This window comes from Pseudomonas sp. 58 R 12, assembly GCF_900005865.1.
In the GTDB taxonomy this organism is placed as follows: Bacteria; Pseudomonadota; Gammaproteobacteria; order Pseudomonadales; family Pseudomonadaceae; genus Aquipseudomonas; species Aquipseudomonas tritici.
In genome coordinates this window covers 72,650-87,216 of the sequence record NZ_CVTP01000014.1, presented here as the reverse complement: position 1 = coordinate 87,216, position 14,567 = coordinate 72,650, and the positions used below count along the sequence as shown (strand labels likewise).

The following is a 14,567-nucleotide window of genomic DNA, read 5'->3' as shown; positions in this document are numbered from 1 at the left end:
CACTTTCAGCTGTTAGATAAAAGTACTAATGAAAACTATATTTGAAGATGTCATTACTCGCTATGGTACAAAACGTGCGGAGTTTATTGCTGAGACCTGGCCGAAAAAACCAAAATGGCGTGAGATTATTTCAGTCTCGGAGTCGCCGAGAGCTGAAGAGTACTTTGATGAAGAGATGGATTTTTACAGAGTTTTTGAGACGGAGCTTGATGATATACCGCGATCGAGAAATGAGGAGGTCAGTGTGGGGCAATGGGAGGAGGTTGTTCACTTTTTGAAAATCCACAATGAAAGGCTGTCATCTCAGATCGATAACTCTACTACTCTCACCGCTACCTTTGTGTTCATGGGGTCTCTATTTATTTTACTCGCAAATTACGTTACGTATCTATTTTATCTTCCATTCGTTTTCCTGGCAGTCGTTGCTATGCAGATTTTTTTACAGCGGCTGGGGAGACGACATGAGTTGGCCAGAAATAAAGAATTAGTGATTATTATTGAAAATTACATCAAAAAGCGTCGTATGATTTCTTAAGGGCTATCTGCATAGGCACCAATTAAGGAGGGGCGTAAATTAGTCCTGAAGGATGCCCGTGGCCAACTGGCGGTTTTCAGCATGGGAATGATAATGAATGATCGTGGAAATCCTGAAAGGATCTGGTCCGAATAGGCCATGCGGTCGATTTCGGTGATGCACAGCACCAAGCCTTCTCCATTCAAATCGGTATTCTCTGATGCGCTATAGACCCGTTGTGATAATCCGCATCGATACCATTTTGCTCGGTGCCGAGCCCATTAATACGGAGGGGCTCCTGGTTTTGTAGACGCTGAGTTACTGCTCCTGGCCGGTAGCCGCCGCAGGCAAATTTATATTTTTGCCTGCTGAATTCGTGTAAAGGTGCCTCAATAAGAGTGCAGATTATTCCTCCCAACCATGGCGGGGCTACCTACGAAACCTACAGAACCAAGTTTCGTAGGTTTTGTAGGTCGACCTACCGTCCTTTTGAGTAAATATGCTGGGACGAGGCTACGTATTGCGCCAGACATATCGCGTGGATGGGCGGCCACCTTTCTCACCGGCAACTTCGTAGCCAACGATAAAGTCGTGTTCAATCAGAATTGCGAGCGCATTATTCACGGCGTCCTGCGAGCCCAATCCCGCCCAGTCCTTCTGGCGCACCTCCCGTGCGGTAAACGGCTCGGGTAATTTCTGCTGACGTTCCAGGAGCAACCGCGCCCCGAGTAGTGGGGCGTTAATTGCCGCGCCGTACAACCGTTGTGCATGGCTCATCAGGTAGGCTGCCCAGCCAATGGCTCGGGTAGCAGTCTCTGCACTCACCACGTGCCGTCCTCCGCCGATAAGTTCGAAAAGCAGTGCTAATCCGGCAATGGTCTGCGGCATTTTTAGGAAGTGGGACTGCAAAGCCGGATGTAACTCTTCACTCCGGCTTTCCTGCATGTGACAGGTATACCAAGTGTTAAATATCTCCTGTGCCTCCGGGCTGAACCTGAGCGCAGAACGAGGCTCGTCGGGTATTTGGTCGAGTTGTTCGATAACCCAATCCACGCGCTCAGTGGCGGCTTTGTTCGGCCAGCGATCCACCAGACGCCATTCGCGGACATCGTCGGGATAAACGGCGAGTTGCAGGCGCTGAATTAGGCCGTCATCCAATTCGCCGCTGATCGCGGCGCGCACCAGCGATGAGATTCGTGACGGTTGAATGCCGCCGATCAAGGATAAACAGCATGACTCGATAAAAATGGTGCCGCGTCCAATGCGGTCATAGGTGAATGAGCCGTTGCCATCGAAACATTCCAGGTAGAACGCTCGCGCAACAGAACCGTCCTCGCTCTGTATCGTCGCTAGCCAGCCTCCCAGCTCATCTCGCACAAGTAGTAGGCCGTTGGGGTTTTCATTGAGAAGCTCGCCGAGTTTCTCGACAGTTGAGTCGTTGACGATGTACCGGCGCAGGACTGGAGCCAGCATTTCGCTGGAAAGTCTGTTCAGTTCCGCCAAAGCTGCGTTCTTGTCGCCGCTACCGAGAAGTTTTTTTGCCTTGACCTTGGCTGCGTTGCGCTCCATTTCGAGCAGCTCGCTGCTGGCCTTGTGCTCGGTCTCAGCCAGGCTGTACTGTTTTCGCTCCCTGGACTCCAGGGCATGCAATGGGCGTAGTGCCTGTTTGAGTGCTGGCGATTTCATCGCAGACGGCCGACCGATGATGACGCCCCATTGATTGGGGACGACCATCCAGTCGTCGTGCTGTTTCGGGTGTATGGTAAATTTGCGACCCACCACTGCGCTGGCTGCAACCACGAGTGCGACCCCAATAAAATCTGGCGGGCACTGGGTGCGTTCAGCGACATCACGTACATATTCCCGCAGATCGGCTGGCAATAGCTCGTCACGCCAGGGCATGACCCCAGGCAGCCCGCTCGGGAGCGGCTTTGGAACAACTTCCGGACTCAGATATGAGGCAAGTGCCGGTTCGGGCATCTCTGCCAAGAATGGCGGGATTTGCTCGTGTGTGGTCATTGGTCATCTCTCTTGGAGAGATCCGGGGTGACTCCATCACGCTCGTTGATCTTGCTCTCAAGCCAGGCCTCTATCTCCGCGACGACGAAGTAAACGCCAGCCTGTTTGCTCGGGCCAAATTTGATGGGACGAGGAAAGCTGGGATCGTTTTCTCGGAGCTTTTCGAGGCCGGAACGGCTCTTGTCAAAACAGTGCTGCAGAGAGGTATGACTGATCAAGTATTTTTTTGGGGTATACGCTGGCATGTGTGGGTCTCTGTGTGTAAGCCGACACAGATTTAATACCGCTGACAGAGCGCTGTGGCGCGTTTTCAAACCAAAAAAACGACGGAAAACGTTTTGTCGGTTGTTGAGGAAAAGGCGACAGCCAAAGATAGGCTTCACGGGTAAGCAGGCTGTTATAAAGCGGGCATAACCGAGCCAAAACCACCCATCCAGGCACAAAAAAGGCACTTGCGATAAGTTCCAAATTCATGATTTATATGGATTATTTTGTGGGTCTGGGGTGGTTAACCCGCATCCGGCCATCGTATTACGCGGCTCTCAGCATTCAGCTGCCATTTTGCTGTCATTCATTCCGATCTCCGCCACACATTCGGGGAATGTATCCATTCTTAAGAAGGAGGTAGGTTCTATCCATAACGTAAGCGCTAGCCCCCCTGTGACGTTTTCCATCGAACTTGCCCTTTTGTACAGCATGAAACGCTATGAGGCTTTTCTCGAGGGACATTGGCCTGAATTTTCCGAGCCCGTAGTAAATATACCGGGTAAGAAGCCGGTTCACAGGAAAAGGCAATTCAAGGGAAGAGAGAGGTCACTTATCAATTGGACTAATCCGCCAACCACGACAGACATATTGAAGGTCCAACCCAAGCTTCGCCATCACTGACGCTCGACTATGGGCTGACCGCGCTGCCGGCTTGTCAGAGTTATGTTAGCGCTATCGTGAGCTGAGCTACACTCACGGCAGTAATAAGTTTAACCGCCACGAATGTAAGGAAAAAAAGAATAGGGCGACGCTAGCCATTCGTCAGCGCCAGGGTAGGCCAAGGAAGCAATTAGTCTATTATCCAGCGATCGTTTTGAGATGCCACCCATCACCTACAGAGCGAGGTAGTGTTTTATCCTGAGGCATGTTTCGTTTCCTCTTTGATTCTTTGTATGCTGCCTTTTCGTTTAAAAAAAGACCAAAAGCAGACGAAAACGCATATTAAACCAAATGCTAGGCACACCGAGAAAAATGCAGTCCAAGGTGCTTTGATATCTGCCGCCACAGAGCTATCCGCAAGTGACAGTGACAGGTAAATTCCCCCGGAAAAACTAAGAAGAGCTGACCCGATCGCCAGGCAAATATTAAATATGCTGTCTAATACGCTGAGTGAATCAAGGTTGTCTTCGGTTAATACATACGCCTTGACTTGACGATGTCCATTGATCGTATGCAGGAGGCTCCCTGGCGAAGTAGCTGGACCTCGTTCCATGATCATATTAATGTCCGCACCATTTTTGATATTGTCATTCATTTTATTTGGGCTCTACGGTTAAAACGTGGACGCCCAATACCCTAGCCACATACTCTGTAAGGTGGCCGCATTTCTTGCAATATTTTCCGACTGTTGGAAGTCGCGTATGGCTTTCTAGAGGGCTTAGTGTGTCAGACCTATTTCCCAATAGTGATGGATGAATAAAAAACTCTTTGCTTCCGCATGTGGGGCAGGGCGGGGGGCCGTTATGGATAGGCATCCAGCATTCAAAGAGTTTGAGAGTCACTGTAGAAAACTCGTCGTCTGTTAGTGTTCCGTCTGTAAGTGGCATTCTTCTTCCTTTAATGGTTTGTTCGAGACTATTTCATTGAGGTGCTTCAAGCAACAAACCGTTCTATGTCTCGTGCAACCCTCTCAAGCACATATCGCGATGGGGGTGTAGCACAGGGTAATTCACCTATTCAGCCTTGCCTTATAGTAGTGATTCTCGCTGATAGATCTCGCTCAAGCCCCTGAATTCCTTCGCCATTATTCAGGTACCGGATATGACGGAGATGAGCCAGGTCAAAAGGAATATCTGCCGCATTTTGTGTAATCAAAATGACTTCCTTGCCCAAGGTATGCGCTATACCAATCTCGTAAAACACGTTCGCGTTACGTCCAGTGCAATCACAAACTACGATTGCAGACCGGTCAATCAGAGAAACAATATCTTGGATTATTTCGTGGTTGTCCCACACGTTATCCGCTCTACCGTGCACCATCCCCTGCGATGCGGCGACACGCTGTATCGCTTCCCAAACTGGATTGAACCCTGCAAATGGCATCATGGCAGACAGTAGGTTGGTGTTGATCTTTGGCTGTTCATCCAAATCAAACACATTTGGCTTGCGGGTTGGCTTACGCCATTCCGTCATGAGTACTCGAAATAAGTCTGGCTCTTTAACAGCCCAGTGACTGTGCTCGAACGGCCCGAAGCCTCGCCTAGGAATGTGAATGCCGAGTGCCGGAGCGAGCGCAATCAAATCACTTTGCAGAATAGGCGGGACGTCAAGATCGTATCGGTACTCAATAGCTACGTTTTCTCCATTGATACGAGCGCTCGTTATTTCGCCCACGCGCGCAACCTGGGTAGGGTCTCCATCCGTCTCTCCTGCAAAGATCGCAGGCAGCGATTTCAGGCGATTGAGGTTAAGCATCCCCCCTGGTTTGAATTCAGCTTGCTGCTCAGGAGTGATGTAGATACGACCGACCGAGATCTCATCTCTACGGTCACCCCATCCTCCGCCCATTACCAATAGATTGAACATCGATTCCATTCTCCGGCTGTTGAAGCTGTCATTAAGCTGGCATAACCGAGCCAAAACCACCCATTCAGGCACAAAAAAGGCACTCGCGATAAACGCTAAGTGCCTGATTTGTATAGCTTATTTGGTGGAGCCGGGGGGATTTGAACCCCCGTCCGCCAGTACTCCGCTGTCGGTACTACATGCGTAGCCGTTTCTATTAAGTTAACCCTCAGCGACCCGAAGGGCAGGGTGCTTTGGGCGAGTTGTGTAAGTTTTAGCCGCTTCGTCCACAACGTACTGCACGGCGATTCTGTTCTATATGACAATCACTTTGGGTTTACAGACATCCCCTGGTGATTGCTGGACCCGAAGGTACCAGAAGCTCAGGGCTAAGGCTGCTTACGCAGCGAGAGCGAATTCCTGGCCGTAGTTTTCGTCATTGGCAACTATAAGAAGTTGCAACAGTGGATTTACGAGTTCTGTTACCAACTCGGCATGCACCTAAAGTTTCGCGACCGGCGTCGAATCCTAAACGGCCCCTTGCTTGTAACTCGTTGTTTCTTAGTGAGAGACAAGCCTGTGCAGTGTACGCCAAACCGTCACGGAAGGCCAACCCGAAGGTTGGTCGTCCCTGACGGTGCTGCCTATTGGCCGCCTTTTTCGCTGTTCTGCAGGTCTTGCAGGGCCTTGGAGGTGATTTCGATGCACTTCTTGTCATCACCTGCGGCGTGGGCGGCTTTGGCCGAGGACACGGCGATGTCTATTTCGCCGCTTTTGCCACTGGTGTCGGTGGCGAGCAGCGCTTTACCGTTGTTGATTTTGTCCAGGTTGATCTGGCACAGGTCTTTATCACCTGCCGCGAAAGCAGGGGACGCCAGCATCGCAGCGGTAATGAACAAGCCAGCAAGAGCGGAACGCTTCATAGGGTATCTCCTTGCGCAAAAGGGCTCGACGCTGCTGGCGTTGAACGGCTGCCAGCGACATCAGTGATGAGCCTCGTTTGTCGAGGCCTATGCAGATGACTACGCTGGCGCGCCAGGGTTCTGTTTTTTTGCAGGCTCATTTTTGCAGGATCAGTGGGCGCGGGCCTGTGTAACACGGTCCACCAGGTAGACCAGCCCGTGATAATCAATGCCGCCATGCTGGCTTAGGCCGATCTCGCAGGTGCGGCTGGTGGAGATGCCCTCGCTGCAATGCTGCACCGCGTCCTTGAGGGTGCGCAGTGAGTGGGCGTTGAGTTCCGGCGTGGTGAAACCCTTATCGCCAGCAAACCCGCAGCAATGAATGCCTTCCGGGATGACCACGGTGTTGGAGCAACGCCGGGCCAGGTCGATCAGCGCCTGGCTCTCGCCCAGATGCTGGGTGCTGCAGGTGACGTGCACGGCGATGGGGGCTGCCTGTGGTGTGAAATCGAGGCGATCCATCAAGTGAGTGCGGATAAAACGCACAGGATCGTAAAGATCCAGCCGTGTTTCAGCCAGATCCTGCACCAGGCGCAAGGTGCACGGACTGGTGTCGCAGTAAATCGGGTCGAGCCCGCCGCGGCTGGCGTGGAGCAGGGCGCCGATCAATTCCTGGCGCTTGTGTTCGGCCTGTTCAACGTAGCCTTTGGAGGCAAAGGGCTGGCCGCAGCACAGGTTGTCCTGATTGTCGGGGAAGACGACTTGGTAACCGGCCTTTTCCAAGAGGCTGCGGGTTTTGTCGTACAACGACATCTGTTCTTTATCTCCCGCCGCCGGGCCCATGGCGCGTGAGACGCAGGCGGCCAAGTAGACCACCCGTGGCCGCTCGTCAGTGACCGCCGGGCTGAAGCGGATGGCTTTCTCCGGCTGCGGCATGGCGTTTGTCCACTGCGGAATCTGTCCCTTGGACAGCTTGGTCACGCTGGCCGACAGCTTCGTCAGGCGAGGTGCGCCCAGCAGCATGCGCGCGCCATTGGCCACATGCAGGGTAAAGCGCGCGCCTTGTAGTGCAGTGGCGAAATGAGTGGCGAGCCATTCGGCCGTTTTCGTACGGTCGGCGTCATGGCTGCGCAGTTTTTTCACCAAGTCGCCGGTATTGATTCCCACGGGGCACCGTTGAGCGCAAAGGCCGGTGGCGGCGCACGTGTCGATGCCTTGATAGTGGTAGGCGGCTTCCAGCTCGGTGGTGTCAACGCCAGCTCGTTTCTTCGCCTGGATATCGCGCCAGATCACGATGCGTTGGCGTGGACTCAAGGTCAGGCCTTTCGACGGGCACACCGGCTCGCAGAAGCCGCATTCGATGCACTTATCCACAAGCTCGTCGGCGGCGGGTAGCGGCTTGAGGTGTTTGAGGTGGATTTGCGGGTCTTCGCTGAGCACCACGTCCGGATTGAGGATGCCGTTGGGGTCGAGTAGCCGCTTGAGTTGCCACATCAATTGATAGGCGTCGCTGCCCCACTCCAACTCAACGAACGGCGCCATGTTGCGGCCGGTACCGTGTTCAGCTTTCAACGAACCACCAAACTCCACCGCTACCAGTTGCGCCACGTCGTCCATGAACGCTTGGTAGCGTGTGATTTCTTCCGCGCTGTTGAAGCCTTGAGTGAACACGAAGTGCAGATTGCCTTCCAGTGCGTGTCCGAAAAGTATCGCTTCGTCGTAGTGATGTTTGTCGAACAGTTCGATCAAGCGGTTGACGCCGATTGCCAGTTGCTCGACCGGAAAGGTGACGTCTTCGATGATCACCGTGGTGCCGGTTTTGCGTACGGCGCCGACAGCGGGAAAGGTGTCTTTGCGAATGGCCCACAGGCGCGCATTTTCTACCGGGTCTTCGGTGAAATCGACCTGTTTCTCCACAGGGAAATCGGCCAGTGAGGCCATGATCAGCGCCAATTGCTCATGCAACAAAGACGGCGACGCTGCGCGAGATTCGATCAACAGTGCGCAGGCATTTTCCGATAGATGTTGTACGAAGGCGGGCATGCCCGGCTTGTCTTGTACCGAGCGCATGCTGCGTCGATCCAACAGCTCGACGGCCGAGACCGGTTGGGTCTTGAGGGCGGTCACCGCGTTGCAGCAGGTCTCGACATCCGGAAACACAATCAATGCCGAGGCTTTGTTCGGATGATCAACCACCGTGTCATAGGTGACCGCACTGATAAATCCAAGCGTACCCTCGGAGCCCACGAGCAGATGGCTGAGGATATCCAACGGCTCATCGAAATCAACCAGGGCATTAAGTGACAGCCCGGTGGTATTTTTCAGACGGTATTTGTGGCGGATTTTTGCCGCCAATTCAGCGTTTGCCCGCGTCTCGTGACCCAATGCCGCCAGGCGCTCCAGCAGCGTGCCGTGTTGTTCGCGAAACGCCGCCACGCTGGCCGCGTCTTCGGTGTCTAGTCGGCTGCCGTCAGCCAGTACCAAGCGGATGCCTGCCAGGGTGTGATAGGTGTTCTGCGCCGTGCCGCAGCACATACCGCTGGCGTTGTTGGCGACGATGCCGCCGATCTTGCAGGCATTGATTGACGCCGGATCCGGCCCGATCTTGCGCCCAAAAGGCGCCAGCCACGCATTGGCCTGGGCGCCGATCACGCCAGGTTGCAGGCGAATTTGCGTGCCCTGCCCACGAACTTCGCGGCCGTTCCAATTGTCCCCCAGCACGATCAGCACTGAGTCGCTGATGGCTTGGCCCGAAAGGCTGGTGCCGGCTGCGCGGAAGGTGACGGCCACACGGTCGCGTTGGGCGAATTGCAACAGCGCCACCACCTCGTCTTCGGACTCCACGCGGATCACCAGCTGTGGGATCAGTCGGTAAAAACTCGCGTCGGTGCCGAAAGCAAGGGTGGAAAGTGGATCGTTGAAACGCCGATCTTTCGGGATCAGTTGTGCGACGTCGCTCAGAAAAGCAGCAGGCAGGCTCATCGGTCCTCCAGAAATAGCAGACGCCGGAATGGGTGTCCGGCGTCGATTCTTACCCTATTACGTACCGGCCTTAATGCACCAGCATACCGGTGAGCCAGTAGGCCTGCGCCAGGGTGATCAACCCGACGATCGTCGCAAAAAACAGGCTGTGCTTGAGGGTAAAGCGGAACAAGTCGGACTCCTTACCCACCAAGCCTGTGGCGGCGCAGGCCACGGCAATCGATTGTGGCGAGATCATTTTGCCGGTCACACCGCCACTGGTATTCGCGGCGACCAACAGTGTGTCGTTGACCCCGATCTGATGCGCGGTGGTGGCTTGCAGCGAGCTGAACAAAGCATTGGACGACGTGTCGGAGCCTGTCAGGAAAACGCCCAGCCACCCGAGGAATGGCGAGAAGAATGGGAAGGCTGCACCTGTGCCCGCCAATACCAGCGCCATGGTCGAAGACATGCCGGAGTAGTTGGTGACAAAAGCGAAGGCCAGCACCATGCCAATGGACAGGATTGGCCAGCGCAGTTCGTAGAAGGTCTCTTTTAAAGTGGTAAGACCAGTTTTTAGATTGATCTTCAGCACCAGCATCGAGATCAGCGCAGAGAAGAAAATCGCTGTGCCGGTCGCCGAGATGGGGTCCAGCTTGAACACCGTCGGAATTGCAGTGGGGTTGGTCACAATCGGCGCAACTTTGATCACCAGTTGGTCCAGGTGCGGGATCGCGAAGTTGAACACCCAGCTATACATCGAGCCGCCAGCGGCGAACATGGCTTTGAACGGCTTGAGGGTCCAGATAGTGACCAGCACGGTCAGAATAAGGAACGGTGACCAGGCCTTGAAAATTTGCCCCAGGCTGTAGGGCGAGACAACCGTGTTACGTGGCAGACCAAAACCGCCGGCGCTGGCGGTGACCGCTGCGCTTGAAGTCGCACCGGCAATCTGTGCGCCTGCTGTGCGCTTGGGTTGCCAGACTTTCAGGAACAGGGTCAGGGAGATCAGGCTGGCGAGCGCGGAGGTGATGTCCGGCAGTTCCGGGCCGATGAAGTTGGAAGTGAAGTACTGGGTGATGGCAAAGCTCAAGCCCGCTACCAGTGCGGCCGGCCAGGTTTCACGCACGCCGCGCAAGCCGTCCATCATGAACACCAGCCAGAACGGCACGAACAGCGACAGCAGGGGCAGCTGACGGCCAGTCATGGCGCCGATTTTGAACGCATCGATGCCAGTCACTTGACCTGCAACGATGATCGGGATGCCGAGTGCGCCGAAGGCCACGGGGGCGGTGTTGGCAATCAGGCACAGGCCAGCGGCGTACAGTGGATTGAAGCCCAGGCCGACGAGCAGTGCCGCGGTGATTGCCACGGGAGCGCCGAAACCGGCGGCACCTTCCAGAAATGCGCCGAAGCAAAAGCCGATTAGCAGCACTTGCAGGCGTTGGTCGTCGGTGATCGATAGGACTGAGCTGCGAATGACTTCGAACTGGCCGCTCTTGACGGTCAGTTTGTACAGGAACACGGCCGCGACAATGATCCACGCGATAGGCCAAAGGCCATAGGCAAAACCGTAACCGGCGGCGGCCAGTGCCATGTCCACCGGCATCTGGAAGGCAAAGATCGCCACCAGGATCGACAGCGCCAAGGTGATGCTGCCGGCTACGTGGCCTTTGAGACGAAACACGGCCAGGGCCAGAAAGAAGAATACGATCGGAATAACGGCCGCCAGTGCGGACAGGCCGAGGCTGCCGAGTGGGCTGTAAAGCTGTTGCCAGGTTTGCATATGGGGTGGCCCCTGATTGTTGTTGTTTAGTCAGCTTGGGTAATTGGTAATACCAATTTACAATCGCTGTTGGCTAGAGTAAAAGCCTTGGCAGGGGTGTGTCAATTTGCCGCTCGCGAAACTTTGGTCGTAGGTCTGCGCACAGGGTGTTCTGATCGGTTGAAACGAGGGCGTTCTGATAGGTGCTGCAAGCGCTTCGATAGGCCAGAATAGAGGCCCCGGCGAGTGGTCGGGATGGTGGAGAATGAGTTATGGGGTTTGATCAGGTGCGTCAGCGCCGTTTGTCTGACGATATCGTCGAGCAGCTTGAGGGCATGATCCTCGAGGGCACGCTAAAGTCCGGCGAGCGCTTGCCGGCCGAACGGGCGTTGGCTGAGCAATTTGGCGTCTCGCGCCCTTCCTTGCGGGAGGCGATCCAGAAATTGTCTGCCAAAGGTTTGCTCGTCAGCCGTCAGGGCGGGGGTAACTACGTGGCCGAGTCATTGGGCTCGACTTTCAGTGATCCGCTGCTGCACCTGCTGGAAAACAATCCCGAAGCTCAGCGTGATCTGTTGGAGTTTCGCCAGACCCTTGAAGCCTCTTGTGCCTATTACGCAGCGCTGCGCGCCACCGAAGTCGACCGCGAACGTCTTACCGCAGCTTTCGAAGCGCTGCAGGATTGCTACACCCGCTCTGATGAAGCGAGTCGAGTGGAGGAGGGCGCGGCGGATGCGCGGTTTCACCTGGCTATCGCTGAGGCCAGCCACAACGCCGTGCTACTGCACACCATTCGCGGGCTGTTCGACTTGCTCAAGCGTAACGTGGTGACCAACATTGGTGGCATGTACCAGCAGCGTACGGAAACCCGTGACATGTTGATCAGTCAGCATCGGGATCTGTACCTGGCAATCATCGAGGGGCGGGCCGAGCAGGCGCGAGAAGTTTCCACACGTCACCTGCTGTATGTGCAGGAAGTGTTGGAGGAGGTGCGTCAGGAGGTTCAGCGTGTGGCGCGTGCGGAGCGGCGCAAGGGAATGTAGCCGAGGGAAGTTCCCAGGGCTACACCGCAGCAAGGATCAGTCTTCCTTGCCCTTGTTACGCACAGCACGATGCAATTCGCGATTGGAATCGCGCTCGCGCTCGGTATCACGCTTGTCGTATTCCTTCTTGCCTTTGCCCAAGGCGATCTCGCACTTGACCAGGTGCTTGCTCCAGTACCAGGACAGGCAGATGCAGGCGTAGCCCTTCTGCTGTACGGCGGAGGCGAGCTTTTCCAGTTCGCGAGCGTTGAGCAACAATTTGCGCGTGCGTACCGGGTCGGCAATCACGTGGGTGCTCGCGGTGGTCAGCGGGGTGATATGACTGCCGAGCAGCCACGCCTCGCCATCCTTGAGCAGCACATAACTGTCGACCAGTTGCAGCTTGCTGGCACGCAGACTCTTTACTTCCCAGCCGGCCAGGACCAGACCAGCCTCGAACCGATGTTCGATGAAGTAATCGTGTCGCGCCTTTTTATTTTGCGCGATGGTCCCTGTGGGGTGTTTCTTTTGTTTAGCCATAGGGGCGGCATTATAGGGAGTTGCGAGCGTGTCGGCTACGGTCAACCTGCGTGCTTGAGCGTGTTGGACGAATCCCGGACAATGCGGGCAGTTCTCTGGTTTTTTTCTTTCGCGGATCGGGCTGTTCCTTCGCGATGTTTGCCGCTCAGCTGTGGAAATAACGCACACATGACGACGCATATTCAACGTTCGGCGCTGCTGCCTTATCCGGCTCAAGCGCTTTATGACCTGGTCAACGACGTGGCGCGTTACCCGGAATTCTTGCCCTGGTGCTCGACGGCCGAAGTGCTGGAGGGCAGCGATGAGCACATGGTCGCCAGCGTTGGGGTCGCGAAGGGCGGCCTCAGCCAGCACTTTGTAACGCGCAATGTGCTGGTGCCCGGGAAATCCATCGAAATGAATTTGCAGGAAGGGCCTTTCACCCAGTTGCATGGCGTCTGGGTATTCAAGGCGCTGACCGATAAGGCCTGCAAAATCAGCCTGGATCTTTCCTTTGATTACGCCGGGCCTATCGTGCGGGCGACGTTGGGGCCTCTATTCAACCAAGCGGCCAATACCTTGGTGGATGCATTCTGTCAGCGAGCCAAGCAACTGCATGGTTGAGATTGAAGTGGTGTATGCCGCCGTGGATCGCCAGGTTTTGCTGTTGGTGACAGTGCCGGAGGGCACCAGCGTGCGCTCGGCGGTGCAGGCGTCAGGTATTGCCGTGCACTTTCCAGAGCTGGATCTGGCTGATTGCCCTTTGGGGATATTCGGCAAGGTGGTCGCGGACGCGCAAGTGCGTGCCGTGCAGGCGGGTGATCGTATTGAGATTTACCGGTCGCTGCTGGCGGACCCGAAAGAGGTGCGCCGGCTGCGCGCAGCCAAGGCTGCTTTGGCCAAGCAGCAGAACTCGTAAGCCCTCCAAATGGCAGGCAGCAAAAAGCCCGGCATGCCGGGCTTTTTGTTGGGCGCCGCAAACTTACTGCGGGCTGGTGTCCAGAGGCTGCGGCGTCGGGACGGGAACAGTTTCCACGCCGTCGACGTCTTTCTGGATCTTGTCGAGCAAAGATCCAGGCTTAGCCGGTACTTCAGACTTCGGCTTCTCGTCTTCCTGTGCAGGTGCGGTCACGTTAGTGCCGTTATCCTTGCCGAGCAGGGCTTCATCACGGCTTACGCCGGGCATGAAGTCACCGGACAGGCTGACAAGCTGGTCATTGCCATTGAAGATGACACTGACACGCTCCTGCTGGCGTTCACCGCCACCTGGTTGCAGGCTGTAGAGATAATCCCAGCGATCGGCGTGGAAAGTGTCGGTCAGCAGGGGGTTACCCATGATAAACCGTACTTGCCGTCGGGTCATTCCGGGGCGTAACTGGTCTATCATGTCCTGCGTGACGACATTGCCCTGCTGGATGTCGATTTTGTAAACCCCGGGGAATGAACAACCGGCGAGTGCGAGCAGTCCCACAAAGGTGAAACTGGTTAGCAAGAGCTTGGTGTTTTGCATCGGTGGGCGACTTCCACTATCTTGGCTGGGACAACGTAAACGCCGATCATACCCGTATTAAGAGAAGCTGCGAAGCAGCATCCGCGAGAAAGCTAACCATGGTTGAAAATAGCGAACTACGCAAAGCCGGTCTTAAAGTGACTCTGCCACGAGTCAAGATTCTACAAATGCTCGATTCTGCTGAGCAGCGCCACATGAGTGCCGAGGATGTCTACAAGGCACTGATGGAGTCTAACGAGGACGTTGGCCTGGCCACGGTTTACCGTGTGCTGACCCAGTTTGAAGCCGCAGGGCTGGTGGTTCGTCATAATTTCGACGGCGGTCATGCAGTGTTCGAATTGGCTGACGGTGGTCATCACGACCACATGGTTGACCTGGATACCAATGAGGTTATCGAGTTCACCAGCCCTGAGATCGAGGCCCTGCAGCATAAGATTGCTGAGGAGCATGGATTCGATTTGGTTGACCATAATCTGGTCCTGTACATCCGTAAGAAAAAGTAACAAGCGCTGCAGATTGACGCTGCAAAACGATCGAAGGCGACCTCAGGGTCGCCTTCGTGCTTTCTATAATGGAGAAAATTGTC

General features: G+C 55.2%; 14 protein-coding genes and 1 other RNA gene. 5 read left to right on the top strand and 10 right to left on the bottom strand.

Translation table 11 applies throughout. The annotated features are described in order from the left end of the window. Positions 1-28: 28 nt before the first annotated feature. Positions 29-535, top strand: coding sequence for a hypothetical protein (locus BFP95_RS07960; protein ID WP_065909754.1), 507 nt, complete (start codon positions 29-31; stop codon positions 533-535). Positions 536-1,027: 492 nt separating this feature from the next. On the opposite strand, the gene BFP95_RS07955 is transcribed toward BFP95_RS07960, so the two are convergent. From BFP95_RS07955 to BFP95_RS07925, 8 genes are all read right to left on the bottom strand, one after another. Next, positions 1,028-2,533 carry a YfjI family protein gene (locus BFP95_RS07955; RefSeq protein WP_083224211.1) on the bottom strand — a complete coding sequence of 502 codons (1,506 nt, stop codon included), beginning with the start codon at positions 2,531-2,533 and terminating at the stop codon, positions 1,028-1,030. Continuing rightward, the gene (locus BFP95_RS07950; protein ID WP_065909752.1) at positions 2,530-2,778 is read right to left on the bottom strand and encodes a helix-turn-helix transcriptional regulator; all 249 of its coding nucleotides are present in this window, start codon (positions 2,776-2,778) and stop codon (positions 2,530-2,532) included. Before BFP95_RS07950 ends, BFP95_RS07955 begins: the two co-directional genes overlap by 4 nt. A gap of 875 nt (positions 2,779-3,653) precedes the next feature. Next, entirely contained in the window at positions 3,654-4,055 is a 402-nt protein-coding gene (locus BFP95_RS29410; protein ID WP_139115302.1) for a hypothetical protein, read from the bottom strand. Between the two features lie 422 nt (positions 4,056-4,477). Next, a complete protein-coding gene (locus BFP95_RS29765; protein ID WP_065909750.1) occupies positions 4,478-5,326 on the bottom strand; it encodes a hypothetical protein in 849 nt (282 codons plus the stop codon). 122 nt (positions 5,327-5,448) lie between these two features. Further along, positions 5,449-5,845: a transfer-messenger RNA gene (gene ssrA / locus BFP95_RS07940) on the bottom strand. Positions 5,846-5,949: 104 nt separating this feature from the next. Then, on the bottom strand, positions 5,950-6,228 hold the full coding sequence (locus BFP95_RS07935) for a hypothetical protein (protein ID WP_065909748.1): 279 nt from the start codon (positions 6,226-6,228) through the stop codon (positions 5,950-5,952). Positions 6,229-6,378: 150 nt separating this feature from the next. Beyond that, complete coding sequence (locus tag BFP95_RS07930; protein ID WP_065909745.1) at positions 6,379-9,189, bottom strand: FAD-binding and (Fe-S)-binding domain-containing protein; 2,811 nt, start codon at positions 9,187-9,189, stop codon at positions 6,379-6,381. A gap of 70 nt (positions 9,190-9,259) precedes the next feature. Further along, on the bottom strand, positions 9,260-10,954 hold the full coding sequence (locus tag BFP95_RS07925) for a lactate permease LctP family transporter (protein ID WP_065909742.1): 1,695 nt from the start codon (positions 10,952-10,954) through the stop codon (positions 9,260-9,262). 251 nt (positions 10,955-11,205) lie between these two features. Between BFP95_RS07925 and BFP95_RS07920 the strand changes: the two genes are divergently transcribed. Further along, positions 11,206-11,973 carry an FCD domain-containing protein gene (locus BFP95_RS07920; protein WP_049711475.1) on the top strand — a complete coding sequence of 256 codons (768 nt, stop codon included), beginning with the start codon at positions 11,206-11,208 and terminating at the stop codon, positions 11,971-11,973. Positions 11,974-12,009: 36 nt separating this feature from the next. On the opposite strand, the gene smpB is transcribed toward BFP95_RS07920, so the two are convergent. Continuing rightward, a complete protein-coding gene (smpB, locus tag BFP95_RS07915; RefSeq protein WP_049711476.1) occupies positions 12,010-12,492 on the bottom strand; it encodes an SsrA-binding protein SmpB in 483 nt (160 codons plus the stop codon). Between the two features lie 168 nt (positions 12,493-12,660). Here smpB and BFP95_RS07910 point away from each other — a divergent pair, with 168 nt between their 5' ends. Both BFP95_RS07910 and BFP95_RS07905 read left to right on the top strand, forming a co-directional pair. Then, on the top strand, positions 12,661-13,095 hold the full coding sequence (locus BFP95_RS07910) for a type II toxin-antitoxin system RatA family toxin (RefSeq protein ID WP_049711477.1): 435 nt from the start codon (positions 12,661-12,663) through the stop codon (positions 13,093-13,095). Then, positions 13,088-13,390, top strand: coding sequence for an RnfH family protein (locus BFP95_RS07905; protein ID WP_065875299.1), 303 nt, complete (start codon positions 13,088-13,090; stop codon positions 13,388-13,390). Before BFP95_RS07910 ends, BFP95_RS07905 begins: the two co-directional genes overlap by 8 nt. Positions 13,391-13,453: 63 nt before the next feature. Here BFP95_RS07905 and BFP95_RS07900 read toward each other — a convergent pair whose 3' ends face one another. After that, a complete protein-coding gene (locus BFP95_RS07900) occupies positions 13,454-13,981 on the bottom strand; it encodes an outer membrane protein assembly factor BamE (protein ID WP_065875298.1) in 528 nt (175 codons plus the stop codon). A 98-nt stretch (positions 13,982-14,079) separates the two neighbouring features. Between BFP95_RS07900 and fur the strand changes: the two genes are divergently transcribed. After that, on the top strand, positions 14,080-14,484 hold the full coding sequence (fur, locus tag BFP95_RS07895) for a ferric iron uptake transcriptional regulator (protein ID WP_003194220.1): 405 nt from the start codon (positions 14,080-14,082) through the stop codon (positions 14,482-14,484). The last annotated feature ends 83 nt before the right edge of the window (positions 14,485-14,567 follow it).

What these genes read in the sequence shown, in the direction of transcription:
- BFP95_RS07960 (WP_065909754.1), top strand. Translation starts at nt 29, where the DNA reads ATGAAAACTATATTTGAAGATGTCATTACTCGCTATGGTACAAAACGT.
- BFP95_RS07955 (WP_083224211.1), bottom strand. Translation starts at nt 2,533, where the DNA reads ATGACCACACACGAGCAAATCCCGCCATTCTTGGCAGAGATGCCCGAA.
- BFP95_RS07950 (WP_065909752.1), bottom strand. Translation starts at nt 2,778, where the DNA reads ATGCCAGCGTATACCCCAAAAAAATACTTGATCAGTCATACCTCTCTG.
- BFP95_RS29410 (WP_139115302.1), bottom strand. Translation starts at nt 4,055, where the DNA reads ATGAATGACAATATCAAAAATGGTGCGGACATTAATATGATCATGGAA.
- BFP95_RS29765 (WP_065909750.1), bottom strand. Translation starts at nt 5,326, where the DNA reads ATGTTCAATCTATTGGTAATGGGCGGAGGATGGGGTGACCGTAGAGAT.
- BFP95_RS07935 (WP_065909748.1), bottom strand. Translation starts at nt 6,228, where the DNA reads ATGAAGCGTTCCGCTCTTGCTGGCTTGTTCATTACCGCTGCGATGCTG.
- BFP95_RS07930 (WP_065909745.1), bottom strand. Translation starts at nt 9,189, where the DNA reads ATGAGCCTGCCTGCTGCTTTTCTGAGCGACGTCGCACAACTGATCCCG.
- BFP95_RS07925 (WP_065909742.1), bottom strand. Translation starts at nt 10,954, where the DNA reads ATGCAAACCTGGCAACAGCTTTACAGCCCACTCGGCAGCCTCGGCCTG.
- BFP95_RS07920 (WP_049711475.1), top strand. Translation starts at nt 11,206, where the DNA reads ATGGGGTTTGATCAGGTGCGTCAGCGCCGTTTGTCTGACGATATCGTC.
- smpB (WP_049711476.1), bottom strand. Translation starts at nt 12,492, where the DNA reads ATGGCTAAACAAAAGAAACACCCCACAGGGACCATCGCGCAAAATAAA.
- BFP95_RS07910 (WP_049711477.1), top strand. Translation starts at nt 12,661, where the DNA reads ATGACGACGCATATTCAACGTTCGGCGCTGCTGCCTTATCCGGCTCAA.
- BFP95_RS07905 (WP_065875299.1), top strand. Translation starts at nt 13,088, where the DNA reads ATGGTTGAGATTGAAGTGGTGTATGCCGCCGTGGATCGCCAGGTTTTG.
- BFP95_RS07900 (WP_065875298.1), bottom strand. Translation starts at nt 13,981, where the DNA reads ATGCAAAACACCAAGCTCTTGCTAACCAGTTTCACCTTTGTGGGACTG.
- fur (WP_003194220.1), top strand. Translation starts at nt 14,080, where the DNA reads ATGGTTGAAAATAGCGAACTACGCAAAGCCGGTCTTAAAGTGACTCTG.